This is a genomic window from Vibrio sp. VB16 (assembly GCF_015594925.2).
In the GTDB taxonomy this organism is placed as follows: Bacteria; Pseudomonadota; Gammaproteobacteria; order Enterobacterales; family Vibrionaceae; genus Vibrio.
This window is the reverse complement of sequence record NZ_CP087590.1, coordinates 869,650-893,576: the sequence shown is the minus strand read 5'-3', so window position 1 is coordinate 893,576 and position 23,927 is coordinate 869,650. Positions and strand designations below refer to the sequence as shown.

Genomic DNA, 23,927 nt, shown 5'->3' with positions numbered 1-23,927 from the left:
TTCCTTTAACTTCTAGTTCTTAACCAAAATCTAGATTCAAAGCGTCATCTACCAACGCTTTCTGTTGTTTCATATGTACCGACATGTAGCCAACCGCTGGTGATGCAGAAGCAGGTCGTCCTGAATATTTCACATCACTACCACGGACCGCATTGCGGAAGTTATGTTGACTACAATACCAAGCGCCTTGGTTCTGTGGCTCTTCTTGGCACCAAACGAAATCTTGCGCATTCTCATACTGCTCAATTAGATCTCGCACCTCAAATAGAGGGAACGGATATAGCTGCTCAATACGGATAATGGCGACATCTTCTTGTTCGTTCTTACGTCGTTGATCAAGCAAGTCGTAATAAACCTTACCAGAGCAGAATACAACGCGTTTCACTTTCATAGGGTCGAATTCATCTACTTCGCCTATTGCTGGCTGGAAAGTACCTTCAGCCAACTCTTCAAGTGAAGAGGTACACATTGGATGACGAAGAAGCGACTTCGGCGACATGACCACAAGAGGACGTCGCATAGGGCGAATCACTTGACGACGAATCATGTGATACACCTGTGCTGGTGTCGACGGAACAACAACTTGAATATTTTGCTCAGCACACAACTGAAGATAGCGTTCTAAACGAGCAGATGAGTGCTCAGGTCCTTGACCTTCATATCCATGAGGTAGCAACATGGTTAGACCGCATAGTCGACCCCATTTTTGCTCACCAGACGAAATAAATTGGTCAATAACCACTTGGGCACCATTCGCAAAATCACCAAACTGCGCTTCCCATAACGTTAATCCACTTGGTTCTGCTGTGGCATAACCGTATTCAAATGCAAGCACGGCTTCTTCTGAAAGAACCGAGTCAAACACTTGGAAAGGGCCTTGTTTAGTATGAACATTCTGCAATGGAATATAAGTGCTCGCATCTTCTTGGTTATGAAGTACTGAGTGACGGTGGAAAAAAGTACCACGCCCGGAGTCTTGACCAGAAATACGAATACGTTTGCCATCATCTACCAGCGTGCCGTACGCCAATATTTCTGCCATACCCCAATCGAGCGCCTTTTCGCCGCTGATCATGGCACGACGATCGTTGTAAATTTTATTTACACGACTTTGTAGCTTATGACTTTCTGGATAATCGCACAGCTTTTCACCAAGCGCTTTAAGGCGAGTCATTTCATAACGACTGTCCCATTCTATATTCCAGTCATGACCTAGATAAGGGTTCCAGTCTACGGAGTGCATTTCCATCGGACGCCACTCTTTAACAACCACTTCACCATGATCTAGTGCATCACGAAAATCATTTACCATTTCTGTCGCTTTACCAATATCAAGCTCACCACGCTCAATCAACACATCCGCATAAAGCTTACGTGGCGTTGGGTGTTTTTTGATTTTTTGATACATCAAAGGTTGAGTTGCACTCGGTTCATCGGCTTCGTTATGGCCGTGACGGCGATAACAAACCAGGTCGATAACAACATCACGCTTAAAGGTATTGCGATAATCCAATGCTATTCGAGTGATAAAGGCCACGGCCTCTGGATCATCGGCATTAACATGGAAGATTGGTGCCTGCACCATCTTTGCAATATCAGTACAGTACATCGTTGAACGGGTATCTTTCGGGTTTGACGTCGTAAAACCAACTTGGTTATTCACAACAATTCGTACCGTACCACCAACTTGGAACCCGCGAGCACGTGACATATTAAAAGTCTCTTGCACTACGCCTTGACCAGCAATAGCAGAATCACCATGAATGGTGATCGGTAATACCATGCTGCCATCTTTGTCCGCTAAACGATCTTGCCTCGCACGTACCGAACCAATAACCACTGGGTTTACGATCTCAAGATGAGATGGATTAAATGCCAGTGCTAAGTGAACATCGCCACCCGGCGTTGCAAAATCAGCAGAGAAACCTTGGTGATACTTAACATCACCCGTTCCCCAAGTACTGTCATCACTTTTTTTGCCAGCAAACTCATCAAATAAGTCTTGCGGTTTTTTACCCAACACGTTGACTAACATATTAAGGCGGCCACGGTGAGCCATGCCAATAACCACTTCACGCATTCCTGACTTACCGGCGTGACGAATTAACTCTTTCGTCATCGGTATTAGCGCGTCACCACCTTCTAGTGAGAAACGTTTCGCACCTGGGAATTTAGCGCCCAGATAACGCTCTAAACCTTCTGCGGCCGTGAGTTCATTTAGGAAGGTTTCTTTTTCTTCAGCGGTAAATGATGGCTGTCCTAATACAGACTCTAAACGTTGCTGAACCCAGCGTTTCTGTTCTGTATTAATCATGTGCATATATTCTGCACCGATTGAGCCACAATACGTTTTCTTAAGGGCAGAATATAGATCACCCAACTGCATTGAATCTTGTGCTACTGCAAAAGAACCAACGTTAAATGTCTCTTCAAAATCATCTTGAGTAAGGTTGTGGAATGCAGGTTCTAGGTCCGGACCGGGGTCTCGTTCCCATATGCCTAGTGGATCTAGGCTTGCTGCTTGATGCCCTCGAAATCGGAAGGCATTGATAAGTTGCAATACTTTTACTTGTTTAGCATCGACATCAGGATCACTAACTTGGACATTGTAATGCTTTGTTTCTTGAGCGAGTCTCCGGAAGTAATCACGGACCCGTGAATGAGGCTGTTCTACAACCTCAGAAGATTGCGCAGGCAAGTCTTCAAATACACGTTTCCACTCCTCACTTACCAGATCGGGGTCACTTAGATACAGTTCGTAGAGTTCTTCTACGTAAGTTGCATTGGCGCCAGCCAAGTGTGAAGACTCGAGCCATGCCTTCATCACGCCGTTGTGCATATTTTCCCTTAACCAGTAGTTTTCACTTTTCTTCCCGATCCATTCGGGCTTTCCATTTACCGCCAGTCACTGCTACCTATAAAAAGTCTATATTCACAGTGATGGCAATTTTTATACTTTACACCGAGCGGCTAACTAACATGGTCTTGATATGACCAATCGCTTTTGTCGGATTAAGTCCTTTAGGACAAACACTTACACAATTCATGATGCCATGGCAACGAAAAACGCTAAATGCGTCATCAAGTTCAGACAATCGTTCATCGGTTGCCGTATCTCGGCTATCAATTAACCAACGATAGGCAGCCAGTAGACCAGCCGGTCCGATAAACTTATCCGGATTCCACCAGAACGATGGGCATGCAGTCGTACAGCATGCACACATGATGCATTCATAGAGACCATCTAAATGCGCTCGTTCTTGCGGCATCTGTAGATTTTCTCTAGAAGGTGGCAAATTACCATCTGAAATCAGATAAGGCTTCACCTTGGCATAATTATCATAAAATTGCGTCATGTCTACGATTAAATCGCGAACGACAGGTAATCCTGGTAGTGGTCGAATGACGATAGGGCTCTGATCCATAAGTGCAGACAATGGAGTAATACACGCTAGGCCGTTTTTACTATTCATATTCAGACCATCAGAACCACACACACCTTCACGGCATGAACGGCGGAAAGAGATAGAGGCATCTTGTTCTTTTAACAGAATCAGCGCATCTAACACCATCATGTCTGTACCTTCATCCACTTCGAGTATGTAGTCCTGCATATGAGGCTTACTGTCTACATCTGGATTGTATCGGTAAAGAGAGAAATTCAGTTTCATCTTGTTATGCTCCCTTTAGTAAGTACGTACTTTAGGTGGAAAGGCTTCTCGATGCACAGGTTCCATGTTCACATCACGCTTTGACATCTCTTCCGTTTCTGGATTATAGATAGAGTGGCATAGCCACTGCTCATCATCACGGTCAGGGAAATCAAATCGAGCATGTGCTCCACGGCTTTCTGTACGGTAATTTGCCGCTACAGCAGTAGAAAATGCAGTTTCCATCAAGTTGTCTAACTCTAAACATTCAATACGTTGTGTATTGAATTCCGAAGATTTGTCCGTTAGATGTGCGTCATTGAGACGTTCACGGATAACTTTCAATTCCTCTAAGCCCGTCGCCATTGCATCGCCTTCTCGGAATACTGAGAAGTTATTTTGCATGCAAGCTTGAAGGTCTTTACGAATTTGAACAGGGTCTTCACCACGGTTACTATTTTCCCAACGCATTGTGCGCGCCAAAGAAGCCTCGATATCAGACTCAGTTGCTGGGCGAGCTTCGGATTGAGCAGCCAACGTTTCACCAAGATGTAGGCCAGTTGCTCGACCAAATACAACCAAATCAAGTAGAGAGTTACCACCTAGACGGTTTGCACCGTGTACAGACACAGAAGCTATTTCACCACAAGCAAACAAGCCTTGTACCTCAACATCGGCACCATTTGCGTCTTGTTTAATCGCTTGACCTGAAACCTGTGTCGGCACGCCACCCATCATATAGTGACAGGTTGGAATAATAGGGATTGGCTCTTTCACTGGGTCAACGTGGGCAAAGGTACGAGATAGCTCACAGATACCAGGTAAACGTGATTCCAGTACATCTTTACCTAAATGATCTAGTTTCAATTTAATATGTGGACCCCAAGGACCATCACAACCACGGCCTTCACGGATCTCAATCATAATTGAACGAGCGACCACGTCTCGGCCAGCCAGATCTTTCGCATTTGGTGCATAACGCTCCATAAAGCGCTCGCCATCTTTATTGAGAAGATAGCCACCTTCACCACGACAACCTTCCGTAACCAAGACACCGGCTCCAGCAATACCTGTTGGGTGGAATTGCCACATTTCGATATCTTGCATTGGAACGCCTGCGCGTAGCGCCATGCCGACACCGTCACCAGTGTTGATATGTGCGTTAGTTGTAGAGGCATAAATACGACCTGCACCACCTGTTGCTAAAATAGTCGCTTTAGATTTGAAATAATTTATCTCGCCGGTTTCCATACAGATTGCTGTGCAACCCATGATGGCCCCATCTTGATTCTTAACAAGATCTAATGCATACCACTCAGAGAAAATGGTGGTTTTATGTTTGATATTTTGTTGGTAAAGCGTATGAAGAAGCGCGTGACCAGTACGGTCTGCCGCGGCGGCGGTACGAGCCGCTTGCTCACCACCAAACTCTATAGACTGTCCACCAAATGGGCGCTGATAGATTGAACCATCTTCAAACCGAGAAAATGGTAAACCCATTTTTTCAAGTTCAATTACAGACTCAGGACCGTTTTTGCACATGTACTCAATAGCATTCTGATCACCGATATAATCAGAACCTTTTACCGTGTCGTACATATGCCACTGCCAATTATCTTTATGGGAATTACCTAACGCAACGGTAATACCACCTTGAGCAGATACGGTGTGAGAACGGGTTGGAAATACTTTGGAAAGCAAGGCGCAACTTAGGCCTTGCTCAGAAATTTGTAATGCTGCGCGCATACCCGCGCCACCAGCACCGATGACAACGGCATCAAATTCACGAACTGGAATAGTCACTTACGCACCCCACAGAATAAATAGGCCAGAGAAAAAATACACCAATAGAATCGCCACAATTACGAATTGTAATAGGCCACGAATTAGCGTTGGCTTGATATAATCAGTTAGAACTTGCCATAGGCCAATCCATGCATGAACGAGGATAGATGTCAGAGCAAGCATGGTAAACGCTTTAGTGAAAATACCACCAAAGAAAGCGGTCCATGAGTGATAAGTTATGTCGCCACTGAAAGCACAAAACCCTACAATGTATATGGTATACAGTGTAAGGATTATTGCCGTAGCACGAATTAGTAGGAAGTCATGGATACCATTACGACCTACTGAAGATACAGAATTTACCATACAAGGATTCCTCCAAGTAGTGACAATACTGCTGTTGCAGCAAAGGTTACCTTGGCGGTCATAACGCCAGATTCGAATTCTTCATAATGGCCTAGGTCCATTATTAGGTGACGAATTCCACCAACAATATGGTAGGCAAGTGCGGTTAATATTCCCCACAGAATAAACTTAACTAAAAAATTATCTATTAAGTCAGCGGCTTGCATGAAGCCTTGAGGGGAGGACAAAGATATTGATAACAGCCAAAGCAGGATACCAACTGCCACAAAAGTAATCACACCAGAAACACGGTGAAGAATGGATACTATTGCAGTAATTGGAAAGTGTATGGTCTGTAAATCGAGATTGACAGGTCTGGACTTTCGTTTATTCACGGGCTTGCTCACTCAGCTCCATTAAGCGTTTATTGTTATTAGGAATTTTGGTAGATCGAGAGATCTTTAAGTGTCAACCCCACAAAATTAACATCTATTTAACGATTTTCCGCCTAAAACAGGGCCAAGAATGTTAATAAAATGTTAACCAAGCACCTAGATTTTAAAGCGTTTATTTCTTTCTAGGCTTGAATTTATAAGGTCTCAACCACAAACTTCCTCGTCACTATACGTTTGGCAACAAATTAATACAATTATCGTAACAAAAAGTGCTACATGGGACATGTTTTTAATTTTTTAAATGTGGAAAATCTTAACAAGTGCACACAAAAACTTAGAAAAATTGACTTTACTTACGATCCTGAGTAAAAAATGTCTCAGAAGAAATCCCGGACGGATTAAATTATAACAAAGGAGAATGTAATGGCAGGTAAGAAAGCTACTCTTCACATAGAAGGTAAAGCTCCCATTGAACTGCCGATTATGGATGGCACTTTAGGTCCAGAAGTAATCGATGTTCGTAAATTAGGTTCAAATGGATATTTCACATTTGACCCTGGTTTTCTTGCGACATCATCTTGCGAATCCCAAATCACATTCATCGATGGTGGCAAAGGTGTATTACTACACCGAGGCTTTCCAATCGACCAATTGGCCAACAATGCGGATTATTTAGAGGTTTGTTATATCCTACTTTATGGAGAAGCACCAAACCGCAAACAGTACGATGAATTTAAGAAAATAGTTACTCGCCACACCATGGTTCACGAGCAAATTGCGAGCTTCTTCCATGGCTTCCGTCGTGATGCCCACCCAATGGCCATCATGGTAGGTGTTGTAGGTGCCCTAGCGGCGTTCTACCACGATTCGCTCGATATCAACAACGATAGTCACCGTGAAATTGCTGCATTCCGTCTGCTCTCTAAAATGCCGACTCTTGCTTCAATGTGTTACAAGTATTCTATCGGTCAACCGTTTATCTATCCTCGTAACGATTTAAGCTATGCAGAAAACTTTCTACACATGATGTTTGCCAACCCATGTGAAGACTATGAAGTTAATCCTGTTGTCGCTCGTGCGATGGATAAAATACTTACTCTTCATGCTGACCATGAACAAAATGCGTCGACATCTACCGTTCGTTTAGCCGGTTCTTCTGGTGCGAACCCATTTGCATGTATTGCCGCAGGTATTGCATCTCTTTGGGGCCCTGCACATGGTGGAGCTAACGAAGCCTGTTTACGTATGCTAGAAGAAATTGGAAGTGTTGATAACATTCCTGAGTATGTTGATCGTGCAAAAGACAAAGATGACCCGTTCCGCCTAATGGGCTTTGGTCACCGTGTTTATAAGAACTACGATCCACGTGCAACTGTAATGCGTGAAGCGTGCCACGAAGTGCTTAAAGAGCTAAGTATTGAAGATCCATTGTTAGATGTTGCTATGGAACTAGAGCGTATCGCGCTGTCTGACCCATACTTCGTCGAGAAGAAGCTTTACCCTAACGTTGATTTCTATTCAGGTATCATTCTTAAGGCTATTGGTATTCCTGTCTCAATGTTCACGGTTATCTTTGCGATGGCTCGTACTATCGGTTGGATTGCACACTGGAATGAGATGCATGGCGATCCAGACAATCGTATCGGTCGTCCACGTCAGCTTTATACAGGTAAGAAGATGCGTGACTTTGAACCTTTACATGAAAGAGAATAGTTAATTAATACAGTCTATTGGGACTCTATTCGTTAGAAGCGTTATGTTCTATAAGCATAGAGCGCTATCACGATCGTTAAACTAAACATCGTCATTCCCGTGCAAACGGGAATGACGAATGTCTTAGCGACTGAGGTGATTATAATTCAATTCTATACTGGATTATCGATGTCAATAAACTCGACATCCAGCCCATGCTTTGCCGCCAACCACTCACCTAGTGCTTTCACTCCATAACGCTCTGTTGCATGATGGCCTGCGCTAAAATAGTGAATGCCCTGCTCTCTTGCAGAGTACGTAGTACGCTCAGAAATCTCACCAGAGATAAATGCATCTAACCCTTTGGCCGCAGCCAACTCGATATAATCCTGACCTCCGCCCGTGCACCATCCAATTGTCTTAATTAATTTGTCAATTTCAGGCATGATATGAAGTGGCTTTCTGTTTAAAACAGCTTCAATTTTTTTAGCGAATTCTCGACCAGAGATAGGAGTGGCCAACGAACCATGCAGCGCGACTGATTGAGCTGACGGTTCCAGCCCCCCATCAACGTTGATCTCTAATAACTCAGCAAGCTTAACGTTATTGCCTATTTCAGGGTGTACATCTAACGGCAAATGATAGGCGTATAGGTTGATATCGTTTTTTATCAGCGCTTTAATTCTCGCCCCCTTCATACCCTTAATTACTTCAGATTCACCTTTCCAGAAATAACCATGATGAACCAATATAGCGTCCACTTTTAGCGCTATCGCTTTGTCAATTAATGCTTTTGAAGCCGTCACGCCAGTAAGCACTTTTTTTACCTCACTCTTCCCTTCAATCTGCAACCCGTTGGGGCAATAGTCTTTAATAAGTTCCGGTGAAAGCTTTTGATTTAGCAATGATTCTAATTGCAAGTGATCCATTTTATGTTATACCAATAAGTAGAGTTAGCATTCTTTTCAGAATACCACAGGATGTGAATAATGCAGGAGAGACTTGCAAAAATTACCCATTGGATAATCACTAATCCTCCAATATTTAAGACCGATAAACCGCCAGCGGCGGAAAACCCCTTTGTCCTCAATTATTTGCCAGAAAGTAGCGATTATCGTGGCAATACTCGCCTTGGTTTTGTCTATCAGGAATTATGCAAAAGACTTTTTTTATCTCATCCTGACTATGAAATTTTGACCGAAGAGGTTCAACTATTTAGAGGAAAAGAGACTATAGGTGCCATTGATTTTCTTCTTAAGTACCAAGAACATATCGAACATTGGGAAGTCGCTATCAAGTTTTATCTTCTCAAAGATGGGCTTTGGTACGGCCCAGATAGTCGAGATAGGCTCGATATAAAACTTCATCGCATGCTCAACCACCAACTTAAAATGTCAGACCGCGAGGAATTTCATCAACGATTCGGTACCTTTGACGTTGTCACACCAAAAATGTTGATTCAGGGCCGTCTTTACACCAATCCATTTGAGAACGAAACGATTCCTACACAATGTTTAGGTTATCAGCTAAACAACTCAACGATTGTTGGTTACTGGTGTTACCAGCATCAATTATCACGGATTAAAGAGCCTCTGTTTAAGCTACAGAAGCTAGACTGGATACCTGGCACCCCGATGCCATACGAAAGGCTAACATCGATGACAGAGTATTCCGTGCATTGTCAGGCCGAATCAGGCCAGTTATGGATTATCGTACCAGACACTTGGCCTAATAATAATTTGAAGTGAACATGATACAACGCTAAGTTTGCGCATGACCCGTTATTTTATAGCGTATACCGGATCCATTGATTAGCTCGTCAAACGAAGTGTGTTCGCGGAATCGAATTCACTTTTAACGCAGAAGTAATGTCATCGGTATCACTTGGTTTAACGTACTAAGAAGTAAAAAAAACCGATGCTTTCGCATCGGTTTTTTACGGTAGTTAGCCAATAACTTTCGGCTTTACAAACCAGCGTCTGCAAACACTTGATTTACAATCTCTTGAGCTTCTTTCTCTATCGCTTTCAAGTGTTCTTCACCTTTAAAACTCTCACAGTAGATTTTGTAGATATCTTCTGTGCCTGACGGACGCGCCGCAAACCAGCCATTTTCAGTCGTAACTTTTAGGCCTCCAATCGCGGCACCGTTACCAGGCGCGTGTGTTAATCGTGCTGTGATAATTTCACCCGCTAACATCTCTGCCGAAACCATCTCTGGAGAAAGTTTAGACAGTACCTTTTTTTGCTCGGTATTCGCGACGGCTGAAATACGATTATATTGAGAAGCACCATGTTTGGCAGCAAGTTCTTCATAGTACTCTTGTGGGTTTTTACCCGTGACAGCAGTAATCTCTGCACCCAGTAAACAAAGAAGGATACCGTCCTTGTCTGTAGACCAAGGTGACCCATCTTTACGTAAGAAAGACGCCCCTGCACTCTCTTCACCACCAAAGCCAAATGTTCCATTATATAGACCATCAACAAACCATTTGAAACCAACTGGTACTTCACACAGTTCACGACCAAGATCGGCAACAACGCGGTCAATCAGCGCACTTGATACTAATGTTTTACCTACCGCGACATCTTTACCCCAACCTTCGCGGTGACGGTATAAATAGTCAATACAGACAGCCAAATAGTGATTTGGATTCATCAGGCCTTTCGGCGTTACGATACCGTGGCGGTCATAATCTGGGTCATTACCGAATGCAAGATCATAATCATCTTTAAGTGCTAAGAGGTTAGCCATAGCATAAGGGGACGAGCAGTCCATACGAATCACACCATCTTTATCTAGAGACATAAATTGGAATGATGGGTCGATTGCTTCATTTACCAGTGTTAAATCTAGGTTGTAAGTTTTAGCGATCTGACGCCAGTATTCAATACCTGAGCCGCCTAGGGGATCAACACCTATTTTAATGCTCGCGTTTTGAATCGCTTTCATATCAACAACATTCACCAAGTCGTCGACATAAGGTTGCACTAAGTCTACTTCAGAAACAACCTGCTTCGCGGCCCCACTCGACATCGCTTTAACACCATTCATTTCATTTGCAATAAATGCATTCGCTCGGTCTTCAATCGCTTGCGTCAATTGGCCTTCAGCAGGGCCACCATGTGGGGGGTTATATTTTATACCACCATCTTGTGGTGGATTATGCGAAGGCGTAATGACAATACCGTCTGCTTTGTCGTCGTGCTTCAGGTTGTAAGTCAAAATAGCATGAGAAATACCAGGGGTCGGGGTGAATCCATTGTTTTCTTGGATAATGACTTTAACACCATTCGCGACAAGTACTTCGATCACACTACAAAATGCAGGCTCAGAAAGGGCGTGGGTATCTTTGCCTAAAAATAAAGGCCCTGTCGTACCCTGCTCTGCGCGAACTTCCGAAATTGCTTGAGCAATTGCTAAAATATGATTCTCATTGAAGGTTTCTTTTTCAGAACAACCGCGATGGCCAGACGTACCAAACGCAACACGTTTAGATGGATCTTCACTGTCTGGTTGTAGCAAGTAATAGCTTGATACGAGAGCGGGAATATTGGTTAGATCTTCTTGGCGGGCTTTCTGCCCAGCTCGGGGATGCATTGCCATGTTGTAATCCTTTAAAAATAAAGCCTAAAAAAATAAAAAAAGCCTCATAACGACATCTGAGGAACAGGTTCATTATGAAGCTTATATTCTGTTAAACACTATACTGTTAACCAAAAACTATATCGAACTGCACACTTTTTCTATCAAATCTGACTGGAAATTCATTCGAGTCATGAGCTGGTCGACCATTTGACGTTTTCTGCTGGTGTTATTGTTCGTGATAACCCAAAACGGAGTGTTCGGGATCGAGCGGGGTTTGGTTGTCTTCCCACTTGCCAATAATACATCTTCATTATCGGCAAAATAGACGCGAGTTCGACCTTTTACTTGGGTCGCTTCTGCAAAGCTCGTATTATTTACCTGATAGAGTGAAGAAAGCACCTGCATGAAACGATCAATCGCTTTATTGCTTGTGGCAAATTCATCTGAAATAAGTAATGTACGCATCGCTTTAACGCCATCGACTTTCTCTACATTACCGGCATCTTTACTTACTACAATACCTATGGGCTCGTCAGCAACAGGAGCAGGAGCAGCCTCTTGAGACACTTCAGGCTCTGCGATCTGAGGTGAAACTTGCTTGTCACCACTAACCATTAGGAGACGCCTTAATATATTTGACGCACTTTCCCCAATATGTTCGGTCTGACTCGCAATGTAACGGTATAGATCCTCATCAACTTCAATTGTTTTCATTCGCTTTTCACAATCTCACTGTATTAATATCTAGTCGATTATACTCATTAGACAACAAGAAGCGAGTTTCCGAGATCGTATTTCTTAATTTTTGAGTTGCACACCAACATTCCTATTACTACCATAGGGATCGATATCCATCTTCAAAATGAATAAAGATCAAAATGTCAGAGCTACTTAATTACAAATTACGAGGCGAAGGAGCAACCGTTGTTCTTATACACGGTCTATTTGGTAACCTAGATAATTTAGGCCTGCTAGGTCGAGACCTCGAAAAAGATCATCAAGTATTGAGCATGGACTTACGAAACCATGGGCTCTCGTTTCACTCTGACGAACACACATATCAGGCTATGGCGAACGATATCCATCAACTGATCACTTCTTTAGGTTTAACGAAGGTCACCTTAGTCGGTCATTCTATGGGGGGAAAGGTAGCCATGATACTTGCCAGTGAACATCCAGAATATGTCGATAAACTCGTTGTACTAGACATGGCCCCCGTCGCCTATACAGAAAGAAAGCATGACAACGTTTTTGCTGGGTTACATGCTGTCTTATCAAACCCTCCCGCGAACAGGATTGAAGCGACAAAATCACTCGCAGAACATATAGAAATGGATGGGGTTATTCAATTTTTAGGGAAATCGCTTTATCGCTCTGAAGTTGGTTTGACCTGGCGCTTTAACGTTGAGTCTATTAGCAACAATTATTGGAATATTCTTGGATGGGAGCCTATCTCAACAATCAATACCCCTACCTTGTTCTTAAAAGGAGCCAATTCCGATTATTTGACCCAAGAGCATCAGATACAGGTTCAAGCGCAGTTTTCAAATGCGAAAGCACATGTTATTGCAAATACAGGGCATTGGCTTCATGCCGAGAAGCCACAAGAAGTACTCAGAGCTGTCAAACGTTTTATCGACTAAAAATAGACAACTAAACTGTGTCGCTCCACATTAACTTTAGATGTTAACAGTGGTATAGTTCACGCACAAATTTGGCATAAAGGACAACTATGCTTTACTACTATTACGATTTATTGGAATCCATTGGTTTAGATCTGCTCTTCGCTTCTATTTTTTTTCTTATAGGAATGGCGATAAAGGATGTACTCAAACAAGGTAACGTTCCGGTATTTGGTCAACGTATAGTATGGATGGTTCTATTTTTAGGCTGCGCAGGCTTTATTGCTAAAGGCATTATACAAATTAGCTGGGAAGGCACTGGTTTAGGTTAACCTAAACCAAATAAAGTTAAGCGGTAAACAATTGCCGTTATATAGCGCGTTTGGCCAACATCAACAAATTATTAGTAGGTATTCAAATATGGCAAGTGTAGGTCTCTTCTTTGGTAGCGATACTGGGAACACAGAAGCTGTTGCTAAGATGATTCAAAAACAATTGAGTAAGAAACTCGTTCACGTTCAAGATATCGCAAAAAGTAGTAAAGAGGACTTGGACAACTTTGATCTTTTGATCTTGGGTATTCCTACTTGGTATTACGGTGAAGCACAATGTGATTGGGATGATTTTTTTCCTGAGTTAGAAGACATTGATTTTTCTACTAAACTTGTGTCTATTTTTGGTTGTGGCGACCAAGAGGATTACGCTGAATATTTCTGTGATGCTATGGGTAATATTCGCGACATTGTTGAAGCAAAAGGCGGCACTGTTTTAGGTCATTGGCCAACTGAGGGCTATGAATTTGAAGCTTCTAAAGCACTTATTGACGATGCAACATTTGTCGGTTTATGCATCGATGAAGACCGCCAACCAGAATTGACTGACAAACGTGTGTCAACATGGGTCAATCAAATCTACGATGAGATGTGTCTTGCTGAATTAGAAGATTAATTAACCTGAGGTCGACTCAGGACAGAACCCATCAGATATTCTATAAAAACGTTACTCACTTAAGATAAAAATCTATTCATTGGCCGTCATTCCCGTGCAAACGGGAATCTTGGTGATATTAGATTCCCATTCTCATGGGGATGACGTTCTTTGATAGCTTTAAGCGAGTGATGCTCATCTTATTTAAGAAGTACTTACTTCATTTTCTCTATACTTAGGTTTTTTCCGCACATAAAGCTTTCTCTGAACTTCACAGACGACGGTTCCATGACTATCTTTTACATAGATCATGAATTCTGGAAAGCATTTCTCTCCATCCGCTGTTTTCGCGAGGATATCGTCCAACGTATCTTGGGAGATTAAAAAATCAGCATGCAGGTCTGAGTTACCTGGTTTGATGAAGTTTATACTCGCCTCCTTATCCCACACAAAATAACGCTCCCCTAAAATCCCCATTAACATAAGCGCGTAAACTGGATCGGTTAAAGAGAATATACTCCCGCCATATTGGGTTCGGTTTGCATTTTTATTCCACCAACGTAATTTAAGCCTCATTTTAACATTACGGAAGTCTTTACTTATATGTATGATTTTTATACCAGCCCCCCAAAAAGGAGGCCAAATGTTGAGAGCAAATTTAACAATGTTTGGTTTATACACCTTTGCTACAGTTTTATTCATAATTATCTCTGTTAACAAAATGTTATTAGTAGCGTACAATATCTGAAATTAGTGCCACATTACAAACTTTTCTTGTTAAGCCTCAGACGTTTGAGGTTTAATGTTAATGAATGCTACCTTATAATGTGTAATATTGATGCTGTCGCATTTACGATTTAGTTCGTCTACAGGAAGAAATATGTCAGATAATAATAAAGCGCTTAAAGATGCGGGACTGAAAGTTACATTACCTCGTTTAAAAATACTTGAAGTGCTTCAACAACCGCAATGCCAGCATATTAGTGCAGAGGAGCTGTACAAACTGCTGATAGATCAAGGTGAAGAAATAGGATTAGCAACAGTCTATCGCGTGCTAAATCAATTCGATGACGCAGGTATTGTTACTCGTCACCACTTTGAAGGTGGTAAATCGGTATTTGAACTATCAACACAGTATCACCATGATCATCTAGTGTGTTTAGATTGTGGTGAAGTTATTGAATTCTCTGATGATATGATAGAAAAACGCCAGCAAGAGATAGCAACCTCATACAATATTGAGTTGACTAACCACAGCCTTTATCTTTACGGAAAATGTAATGCTGGTAACTGCAAAGAAAACCCAGACCTACATAAATTAAAAAAATAGATTAAAAAAACCAGCGACTAAATCGCTGGTTTTTTTGTACTTTATTAATCTGCTGGCTCAGCTCCAATTGAAATGTACTTAATAGTACCAACATCAATGGGCGTTAAGCGTTAATCACCCGTTTTTGCCCAGGTATCTCGCAGACCAACGGTACGATTAAAAACCAGTGCATCTGGTTTAGAATCTTTACTATCTACACAAAAATAACCCGTGCGCTCAAACTGTAGGCCTTTTTCTGCTTGTGCATTACACAAACTTGGCTCAACAAAACCATTCTTAACGAGCAACGATTCCGCATTAATTACTGCTTTGAAATCATCCTCTGCTGCCGGGTTTGGTACCGTAAATAAGCGGTCGTACAGGCGAATCTCAGCAGGTAAACCCTTATCAGCAGAAACCCAATGAATCACACCTTTCACCTTACGGCCATCCGCTGGGTTTTTACCCAATGTATCTACATCATAACTACAGAAAATAGTCGTTATGTTACCTTCCGCGTCTTTTTCAATACGCTCTGCTTTGATAACATATGCACCACGCAGACGAACTTCTTTTCCTAACACAAGACGCTTATATTTTTTGTTCGCCTCTTCTCGGAAGTCATCTCGTTCAATCCATATTTCACGAGTAAACGGTACTTCTCGGCTACCCATCTCCGGCTTATTGGGATGATTAGCGACATTTAGCGTTTCTACCTTGCCAACTTCAATATCTTCAAGAACGATTTTCACAGGATCAAGCACAGCCATTGAGCGAGGTGCATTCTCATTTAAGTCGTCGCGTATACAGGACTCCAGAGAACCAAACTCAATCATGTTCTCTTGCTTCGTCACGCCAATACGCTGGCAGAAATCTCGAATAGCAGCCGAGGTGAAGCCACGGCGACGTAAACCAGAGATAGTCGGCATACGAGGGTCATCCCAACCGTTTACAAGGTTTTCAGTCACCAATTGATTCAGTTTACGCTTAGACATCACCGTATATTCAAGGTTTAAGCGGCTAAACTCATATTGACGAGGTTGGCATTCAATTGAAATATTCTCCAACACCCAATCATAAAGACGACGGTTGTCTTGAAATTCCAATGTACAAATTGAGTGAGTGATCCCTTCCAATGCATCAGAAATACAATGGGTAAAATCGTACATTGGATAAATGCACCATTTATCAGCTGTCTGATGATGCTCTGCAAAACGTATACGATAAATAACTGGGTCTCTCATCACCATAAATGGCGATGCCATATCAATCTTGGCTCGTAGGCAGGCTGTTGCTTCTTTAAATCCACCATCACGCATTTTTTCAAATAACGCGAGGTTTTCCTCAGCACTGCGATCACGATATGGGCTATGTTTGCCCGGCTCTTTCAATGTTCCACGATACTCGCGGATCTGATCAGGGCTTAGTTCATCTACATAAGCCAAACCCTTATTAATAAGTTCAACGGCATATCCATAGAGAGTATCGAAATAATTTGACGAATACTGAATATCTCCAGACCATTCGAAACCTAACCAATTCACATCATTTTTAATCGACTCAACGTATTCGATATCTTCTTTCTCAGGATTGGTATCATCAAATCTAAGATTACATTGACCCTGATAATCCTGAGCAATACCAAAATTCAAACAAATGGATTTAGCGTGACCGATATGCAAATAGCCATTTGGCTCTGGTGGGAATCGGGTATGCACGCTAGTGTGTTTGCCGTCCGCTAAATCTTTATCAATGATTTGGCGAATGAAATTTGATGGACGAGCCTCAGCTTCAGTCATCTATGTACCTCAAGTGGATTGTCAAAAATAATTCTGCTAATGATCCACGATTCACTATATTTACACAACCAAAACAGTGCAATTCTTGTTAATTTACTTGGTGGCAGAACAAAAAAAACCTCCCTTAAGGGAGGTTTTACAAATAAATGTAACGTAATGACTTATTAACTATCAGTCGCAGGGATATTTTTCATTTCCCCAGCAATAATTTCAGCAAGTGGACCTAGGATAACTTGTAGGTTATTTCCACCAAGTTTTACCACACCCATCGCTCCGAGTGCTTTTAACTCATTCTCGTTAATCACGTCCATATCATTGACCGTCAAACGTAAGCGTGTAATACAAGCATCAATGTTTTGAATGTTAGAGTGACCACCAAGTACGGCTAGATACTTTTTCGCAAGCTCCGCTGAGTCTTTGCTAACAGCTGAAGAACTTATTTCTGCGATGTCTTCATCGTCTTCACGACCAGGTGTTTTAAGACCGAACTTAATGATAGCCCAACGGAATACGAAGTAGTAAATACCGAAGAATGCAAAACCTTGAACAATCAGCATATACCATTTATTTGCCAATGGATTTTGAGCTGAAAGTATCATATCCACTAGACCAGCTGAGAATCCGAAACCAGCTGTCCAATTCATTATATCTGCAATGTAAAGAGATAGACCTGTCAACGCAGCATGCAATACATACAGCATAGGGGCGAGGAACATGAATGAGAATTCTAGTGGTTCAGTTACACCGGTGAAGAATGATGCAAAACCAGCCGCAATCATAATTGAAGCAACACGAGCTTTATGCTCAGGCTTAGACGTATGGTAGATAGCAAGCGCTGCACCAGGTAGACCAAACATCATGATAGGGAAGAAGCCAGCCATATAACGACCTGTTTCACCCACTACACCGACACCTGCTTCTACTGCATTTGGTGTCCACCAGTTACCAAGATCATTGATACCAGCCATATCAAACCAGAACACTGAGTTCAATGCATGGTGTAAACCAACAGGGATAAGTAGACGGTTAAAGAATCCATATAGACCAGAACCTACCTCACCAAGACCTACGATGCTTTCACCAAATGAAATCAATCCGCCGAAAATGATAGGCCAAGCAAACATGAGAACAAAAGAGATGCCAATAGCAGCGAAAGAAGTCAAGATAGGAACTAAGCGCTTACCACTAAAGAACGCGAGTGCTTTGTGCAGTTCAACTTGGTAGTAACGGTTGTAAAGCTCTGCGGCAACAATACCAGACAGGATACCTACAAACTGATTGCCTATTTTATTAAAGGCAAGCGTAGAACCTGCGTCCAAAGTCACTAGGCCGATAGCTTCAACTGATGCTGCGCTACATAGTGTTGTAATAACCATATACCCAACAAAACCAGCTAATGCAGCAGCACCGTCTTTGTCTTTAGACATACCGTATGCAACACCGATGGCAAACAATACTGACATATTGTCTATAATTGCCGCGCCGGCTTTAATCAAAAAAGCAGCAAACGCATTATTACCACCCCAACCTGTTGGATCGATCCAGTATCCGATCCCCATTAGTATTGCTGCTGCAGGTAATGTAGCAACTGGTACCATCAGTGCTTTACCTACTTTTTGAAAATATCCAAGAATATTCATCGTGAGTTCCCCCTATAGGATGTCCATTTAGTGTGAAGGACTTATTTCACCCCTTCAATTTAGTCACATTTAGTTTATGACTTTAATTTCACTCCGCAAATTAAAAGCACGCTTTTTGTGATGTAAATCACCTATTCTTGGGCAAAATGATATATTTTGCTAGCTAGATCATAAAACTTATTTTATGATTCGAATTAATGTCATTACAGTAATAATATTTACCTGTTTTCTAAACTTAAATGAGGTGCCACGATGAGACTTATACCACTACAAACATCTGATGAAGTCGGCTTATGGTCAGCTAGACACATTATTAACACTATCAACAAATTCAAGCCATCAGAGGACCGCCCATTCATATTAGGTTTGCCAACTGGTAGCTCACCACTAAAAACGTATAAGCACCTTATCGAACTTTATAATGCAGGCGAAGTAAGCTTTAAAAACGTCGTCACATTTAACATGGATGAATATATTGGGCTTCCTTCTGATCATCCTGAATCCTACCGCACCTTTATGTATGATAATTTCTTCAACCATGTTGATATACAAGAAAAAAATATCAATTTGCTAGATGGAAGCACTGATGATCATGAAGCTGAATGCAAACAATACGAAGAGAGAATTAAGTCTTACGGCCAAATTCATCTATTCATGGGTGGTGTCGGTAATGATGGACACATTGCATTTAATGAACCCGCCTCTTCACTGTCTTCACGTACTCGAATCAAAACATTGACAGAAGATACTCGAATCGCTAATTCTAGGTTCTTCGATGGTGATATAAATCAAGTACCAAAATATGCACTAACAATAGGTGTCGGCACGCTACTCGATTCAAAAGAAGTCATGTTATTGGTATCAGGCCACAACAAGGCATTGGCACTTCGGGCTGCGGTTGAAGGCAGTGTTAATCATCTTTGGACAATTTCAGCACTACAGTTACACGCTAAATCGGTTATCGTGTGTGATGATGCGGCAACACAAGAGCTAAAAGTTAAGACCGTCAAGTACTTCAAAGAGTTAGAAGCCGAAAACATCAAAAACCTCAAGTAATAGGACTCTGCTTATGTATGCGCTAACCAACTGCAAAATATTTACCGGTAGCGATATTCTCGAGAATTTCTCGATAATAATTGAAGATGGTAAAATTTATTCTGTCTGCTCAGAGTCAGAATTGCCCGATGGCATAGAATTAATGGATCTAGATGGGGCGAATGTCAGCCCTGGGTTTATTGACCTACAACTGAATGGTTGTGGTGGGGTAATGTTTAACGACGACATCTCAACTAAAACACTCGACACCATGCACAAGGTCAATCTTAAATCTGGCTGTACCAGCTTTCTGCCGACCTTGATCACCTCTTCAGACGCGAATATGCGACAAGCGGTTGAGGCACAACGCCAATATAATGCGCTGCATAAACATCAATCCCTGGGCTTACATTTAGAAGGGCCTTATCTAAACGTAATGAAAAAAGGCATACATTGCCCAGACTTCATTCGTGTATCCGATGACGCCATGATCGACTATATCTGTCTAAACAATGACGTCGTTTCCAAGGTCACTTTGGCTCCCGAACAAAATGACCCTGAACACATCCGTCGTTTAAGTGACGCTGGCATTGTGGTTTCTATAGGTCACTCCAACGCAACCTATGCGCAAGCAAGGCAGGGCTTTCTCGCGGGAATAAGCTTTGCCACTCATCTGCATAATGCCATGACACCGATAACTGGACGAGAACCTGGCGTCGTAGGGGCAATATTTGACACACCAGACGTCTATGCTGGCATTATTGTCGACGGATTTCATGTTGATTATCCAAATGTCCGAATTGCTCATAAATTGAAAGGTGAAAAGCTTGTATTAGTGACAGACGCCACAGCTCCAGCTGGTGCGGAGATGGATCACTTTATTTTTGTTGGGAAAAAAGTATATTACCGAGATGGTAAGTGTATCGATGAAAATGGCACACTTGGTGGCTCAGCGCTGACGATGATTGAAGCAGTGCAAAATACGGTTGAGCACGTAGGTATCGCATTGGATGAAGCACTACGCATGGCAACACTGTACCCAGCGAAAGCTATTGGAGCAGACAAAATGCTAGGTCAACTCAAGGCTGGCATGATTGCAAACCTTGCTATTTTTGACCGTGACTTCAACGTCCTTGCGACAATTGTAAACGGACAATACGAGCAAACTTAAAGTATGACTGGCGGACAAATAGGTAACGTAGTTCTTGTTAAACAACTAAACGGCGCAGCGGTATATCGCTTAATAGACCAACAAGGTCCCATTTCGCGGATTCAGGTTGCCGATGTAAGTCAATTGGCACCCGCAAGTGTTACCAAAATTACTCGCCAGTTAATGAAACGAGGCCTGATTAAAGAGGTCGCTCAACAAGCATCCACAGGTGGTCGTAGAGCGATATCTTTGACAACAGAAGGGGAACCATTCCATTCTGTTGCTATCAGGCTCGGGCGCGACTACGTTCAACTTAGCCTTTTCAATCTTGACGCCGTTGAACTTGCCAGTAGTCACAGTCTTTTTAACTATTTAAATCAGTCAGATCTTGAATCTGGCTTAATTCAGCATATCCAATCATTTCTTGACGAGCACAAAGATAAAATCAATCAGCTCATAGCCATTGGCATTGTTCTTCCTGGTTTAGTCGATCCTGTAGAGGGGGTTGTAGACTATATCCCCAATACTGATATTGATAACTTTGCACTAAGTGGCATCGTTAAGGTGGCATTTAATGTTGAGTGTTTTATTGGCAATGATATCCGAGGAAAAGCATTAGCAGAACACTATTTTGGAGCAAGCCAAGACTGCAAAGATTCCATCTTAGTCAGTGTTCATCGCGGCACCGGAGCCGGAATTATTGTTAATGGGCAGGTATTTTTGGGGTCAAATAGGAATGTAGGTGAAATTGGTCATATCCAGATAGACCCACTCGGTAGCCAATGCCAATGTGGTAACTTTGGTTGTTTAGAAACGGTAGCCTCTAATCCCGCAATTCTGGCAAGCATCACGGCACTCATTAACAAGGGTCACCCTTCCTCACTCTCTTCGCTCGATAAAATAACGATGGTTGATGTCTGTCGACATGCGTTGGAAGGCGATGAACTCGCAAAACAAAGTTTGATTCGCGTTGGTAATGAATTGGGTAAGGTTATTGCGATTACCGTAAACCTCTTCAACCCACAAAAAATCATCATTGCAGGCGATATAACTCAAGCTGCTGAGCTTGTCTTTCCTGCGATTCGTCGCAATGTTGAAGCTCAATCGCTCACCACTTTCCATACTGAGCTCCCCATTGTCGCATCGGAATTAGAGGCAAAACCGACCATGGGCGCATTCTCCATGATTAAAAGAGCGATGTTAAATGGCGTTTTGTTACAAAAACTTCTAGAAGAGTAGTCTTTTCTGCTCGCCAGACTCCAAGGGTTATGCTTGAATAAGTATGACCCTTTTTTTATGGCGACTTCAAACATAAACCGCATTATAGGTGCATATGGAAATCATCTTAATATCATCTGCATTCGCAGCAGGCTTTCTTGCATTAAAATGCAACCTTCCACCACTCGTTGGCTTTCTAATTGCTGGATTCGGCCTAAATTTTTTAGGTTTTCAGTCAAATGAAACCATCGAACTCTTAGCTGATTTAGGCGTAACGCTACTGCTATTTACTATCGGCTTAAAGCTCGATGTTAAGACCTTACTCTCCAAAGAAATTTGGGCGGGTGCAACCGCACATAACTTGTTATCTACGCTCTTTTTTACCCTCTCGATTGCCGCCTTCAAACTACTTGGCGTTACAACGTTCAGTTTAATGTCATTAGAGCAGATGATATTACTCGGCTTTGCCCTTTCTTTTTCTAGTACGGTATTCGCGGTAAAAAGCTTACAAGAAAAGGGAGAGATGAACGCAACTTATGGGACAATTGCAATTGGTGTCTTGGTTATGCAAGATATTTTTGCGGTGCTGTTTTTAAGCATTTCAACAGGAAAAGTCCCTGAATGGTACGCGTTGTTTCTCTTCTTACTGCCATTCTTAAGACCTCTTTTTTATCGGCTACTCAGTATCGTTGGCCACGGAGAAATGCTTGTTGTTTATGGTATTTTCATGGCATTAGTACTTGGTGCGGGTTTATTCGATTTTGTCGGACTAAAACCTGATCTCGGCGCACTCCTTTTAGGCATGCTTCTCGCAGGCCATAAAAAGTCATCCGAACTATCCAAATCACTGTTTAATCTTAAAGAACTATTTCTAGTCTGTTTTTTCTTAAACATCGGCCTCGCAGAACAACCAACTCTATCAGGAGCAGTAACTGCGCTACTCTTTTTATTACTCCTTCCGGTTAAAGGTATCCTCTACTACTTGATATTCAATAGCTTCAAGTTTCGAGTACGTACTTCGTTGTTAGCCACTCTATCGCTGTTTAACTACAGTGAATTTGGTCTAATTGTGGGTGGCTTAGCATTCAAGATGGGGTGGTTATCTGGCGATATGTTGGCCTCTATTGCGATCGCAGTTTCACTCTCATTTATTATTGCAGCACCGCTTAATCGATTTGGCCATTCGTTATATCAACGGTCATCAAAATGGCTAAAAGAACGCAGTGCAGAGAAACTAAATATGATGGATCAGCGTATCAACCCGGGTAGTGCTCAGATACTCATTTTAGGTATGGGCCGCATAGGTACGGGCGCATACGATGAACTCACCCATCAACATGGAGACATTAGCTTGGGTGTAGAGTTGCATCCTGAAGCGGCAAAACAGCACCAAGCTGAGCATAGAAATGTTATCTGTGGTGATGCGACTGACCCAGATTTTTGGGAGCGAATCTTAGATACTGGTAACGTGAAACTAGTCTTGTTATCCATGCCACATCATCAAGGTAATCAGCTTGCGCTAGAACAGCTAAAATTGAAGCACTATTCAGGCCAAACTGCAGCGATAGCAGCCTATTCAGATCAAGTAGAAGCCATGCAAGAACTCGGTGCCGATGCTGCATTCAATATCTACAACGAAGCAGGAAGTGGGTTTGCTAAACATGTTACTGAACAACTTAATCCTAAATTTGATTAGGGTCTGTTGAATAGCCAATTTTGCGCATTCAATATCGTTCAGGCACGTGGAAATTCAGGATTGGTGCAATATTCAT

General features: G+C 42.3%; 21 protein-coding genes. 10 read left to right on the top strand and 11 right to left on the bottom strand.

Translation table 11 applies throughout. The annotated features are described in order from the left end of the window. Positions 1-19 precede the first annotated feature (19 nt). From sucA to sdhC, 5 genes are all read right to left on the bottom strand, one after another. Positions 20-2,839 carry a 2-oxoglutarate dehydrogenase E1 component gene (gene sucA, locus IUZ65_RS04335; RefSeq protein ID WP_195702572.1) on the bottom strand — a complete coding sequence of 940 codons (2,820 nt, stop codon included), beginning with the start codon at positions 2,837-2,839 and terminating at the stop codon, positions 20-22. 118 nt (positions 2,840-2,957) lie between these two features. After that, the gene (locus tag IUZ65_RS04330) at positions 2,958-3,671 is read right to left on the bottom strand and encodes a succinate dehydrogenase iron-sulfur subunit (protein WP_195702571.1); all 714 of its coding nucleotides are present in this window, start codon (positions 3,669-3,671) and stop codon (positions 2,958-2,960) included. A 15-nt stretch (positions 3,672-3,686) separates the two neighbouring features. Then, positions 3,687-5,453, bottom strand: coding sequence for a succinate dehydrogenase flavoprotein subunit (sdhA, locus tag IUZ65_RS04325; protein WP_195702570.1), 1,767 nt, complete (start codon positions 5,451-5,453; stop codon positions 3,687-3,689). Next, positions 5,454-5,801 carry a succinate dehydrogenase, hydrophobic membrane anchor protein gene (gene sdhD / locus IUZ65_RS04320; RefSeq protein ID WP_195702569.1) on the bottom strand — a complete coding sequence of 116 codons (348 nt, stop codon included), beginning with the start codon at positions 5,799-5,801 and terminating at the stop codon, positions 5,454-5,456. After that, the gene (sdhC, locus tag IUZ65_RS04315) at positions 5,795-6,187 is read right to left on the bottom strand and encodes a succinate dehydrogenase cytochrome b556 subunit (RefSeq protein ID WP_195702568.1); all 393 of its coding nucleotides are present in this window, start codon (positions 6,185-6,187) and stop codon (positions 5,795-5,797) included. The genes sdhD and sdhC overlap by 7 nt, the downstream gene beginning before the upstream one ends. A 411-nt stretch (positions 6,188-6,598) precedes the next feature. Between sdhC and IUZ65_RS04310 the strand changes: the two genes are divergently transcribed. Then, on the top strand, positions 6,599-7,888 hold the full coding sequence (locus IUZ65_RS04310) for a citrate synthase (protein WP_195702567.1): 1,290 nt from the start codon (positions 6,599-6,601) through the stop codon (positions 7,886-7,888). A gap of 152 nt (positions 7,889-8,040) precedes the next feature. Here IUZ65_RS04310 and IUZ65_RS04305 read toward each other — a convergent pair whose 3' ends face one another. Then, complete coding sequence (locus IUZ65_RS04305) at positions 8,041-8,796, bottom strand: Nif3-like dinuclear metal center hexameric protein (protein WP_195702566.1); 756 nt, start codon at positions 8,794-8,796, stop codon at positions 8,041-8,043. 60 nt (positions 8,797-8,856) lie between these two features. Here IUZ65_RS04305 and IUZ65_RS04300 point away from each other — a divergent pair, with 60 nt between their 5' ends. After that, positions 8,857-9,615, top strand: coding sequence for a DUF1853 family protein (locus IUZ65_RS04300; protein WP_195702565.1), 759 nt, complete (start codon positions 8,857-8,859; stop codon positions 9,613-9,615). 217 nt (positions 9,616-9,832) lie between these two features. Here IUZ65_RS04300 and pgm read toward each other — a convergent pair whose 3' ends face one another. Further along, complete coding sequence (gene pgm, locus IUZ65_RS04295) at positions 9,833-11,473, bottom strand: phosphoglucomutase (alpha-D-glucose-1,6-bisphosphate-dependent) (RefSeq protein ID WP_195702564.1); 1,641 nt, start codon at positions 11,471-11,473, stop codon at positions 9,833-9,835. Between the two features lie 117 nt (positions 11,474-11,590). Then, positions 11,591-12,169, bottom strand: coding sequence for a replication initiation negative regulator SeqA (gene seqA / locus IUZ65_RS04290; protein ID WP_195702563.1), 579 nt, complete (start codon positions 12,167-12,169; stop codon positions 11,591-11,593). Between the two features lie 164 nt (positions 12,170-12,333). Between seqA and IUZ65_RS04285 the strand changes: the two genes are divergently transcribed. From IUZ65_RS04285 to fldA, 3 genes are all read left to right on the top strand, one after another. Continuing rightward, the gene (locus IUZ65_RS04285; protein WP_195702562.1) at positions 12,334-13,098 is read left to right on the top strand and encodes an alpha/beta fold hydrolase; all 765 of its coding nucleotides are present in this window, start codon (positions 12,334-12,336) and stop codon (positions 13,096-13,098) included. An 89-nt stretch (positions 13,099-13,187) separates the two neighbouring features. Beyond that, complete coding sequence (locus tag IUZ65_RS04280) at positions 13,188-13,409, top strand: DUF2788 domain-containing protein (RefSeq protein ID WP_195702561.1); 222 nt, start codon at positions 13,188-13,190, stop codon at positions 13,407-13,409. Between the two features lie 88 nt (positions 13,410-13,497). Then, positions 13,498-14,025: a flavodoxin FldA gene (gene fldA / locus IUZ65_RS04275; protein WP_195702560.1), complete on the top strand. Its 528-nt coding sequence runs from the start codon at positions 13,498-13,500 to the stop codon at positions 14,023-14,025. Positions 14,026-14,208: 183 nt separating this feature from the next. Here fldA and IUZ65_RS04270 read toward each other — a convergent pair whose 3' ends face one another. Further along, positions 14,209-14,706: a DUF4442 domain-containing protein gene (locus IUZ65_RS04270; protein ID WP_195702559.1), complete on the bottom strand. Its 498-nt coding sequence runs from the start codon at positions 14,704-14,706 to the stop codon at positions 14,209-14,211. 178 nt (positions 14,707-14,884) lie between these two features. Here IUZ65_RS04270 and fcrX point away from each other — a divergent pair, with 178 nt between their 5' ends. After that, the gene (fcrX, locus tag IUZ65_RS04265) at positions 14,885-15,334 is read left to right on the top strand and encodes a ferric iron uptake transcriptional regulator FcrX (RefSeq protein WP_195702558.1); all 450 of its coding nucleotides are present in this window, start codon (positions 14,885-14,887) and stop codon (positions 15,332-15,334) included. 110 nt (positions 15,335-15,444) lie between these two features. Here the strand turns inward: fcrX and glnS are convergent, their stop codons facing one another. Both glnS and nagE read right to left on the bottom strand, forming a co-directional pair. Continuing rightward, positions 15,445-17,112, bottom strand: a complete 1,668-nt coding sequence (gene glnS / locus IUZ65_RS04260) for a glutamine--tRNA ligase (protein ID WP_195702557.1) — start codon at positions 17,110-17,112, stop codon at positions 15,445-15,447. A 164-nt stretch (positions 17,113-17,276) separates the two neighbouring features. Beyond that, a complete protein-coding gene (gene nagE / locus IUZ65_RS04255) occupies positions 17,277-18,752 on the bottom strand; it encodes an N-acetylglucosamine-specific PTS transporter subunit IIBC (protein ID WP_195702556.1) in 1,476 nt (491 codons plus the stop codon). A 252-nt stretch (positions 18,753-19,004) separates the two neighbouring features. Here nagE and nagB point away from each other — a divergent pair, with 252 nt between their 5' ends. The 4 genes from nagB (at position 19,005) to IUZ65_RS04235 (ending at position 23,851) form a co-directional block, all read left to right on the top strand. Then, positions 19,005-19,808, top strand: a complete 804-nt coding sequence (gene nagB / locus IUZ65_RS04250) for a glucosamine-6-phosphate deaminase (protein WP_195702555.1) — start codon at positions 19,005-19,007, stop codon at positions 19,806-19,808. Between the two features lie 13 nt (positions 19,809-19,821). Next, entirely contained in the window at positions 19,822-20,958 is a 1,137-nt protein-coding gene (gene nagA / locus IUZ65_RS04245) for an N-acetylglucosamine-6-phosphate deacetylase (RefSeq protein ID WP_195702554.1), read from the top strand. Between the two features lie 3 nt (positions 20,959-20,961). Then, positions 20,962-22,176 (top strand): DNA-binding transcriptional regulator NagC, encoded by a 1,215-nt coding sequence (gene nagC / locus IUZ65_RS04240; RefSeq protein WP_195702553.1) that lies wholly within the window; start codon positions 20,962-20,964, stop codon positions 22,174-22,176. Positions 22,177-22,270: 94 nt separating this feature from the next. Then, the gene (locus IUZ65_RS04235; protein ID WP_195702552.1) at positions 22,271-23,851 is read left to right on the top strand and encodes a cation:proton antiporter family protein; all 1,581 of its coding nucleotides are present in this window, start codon (positions 22,271-22,273) and stop codon (positions 23,849-23,851) included. Positions 23,852-23,927: the final 76 nt, after the last annotated feature.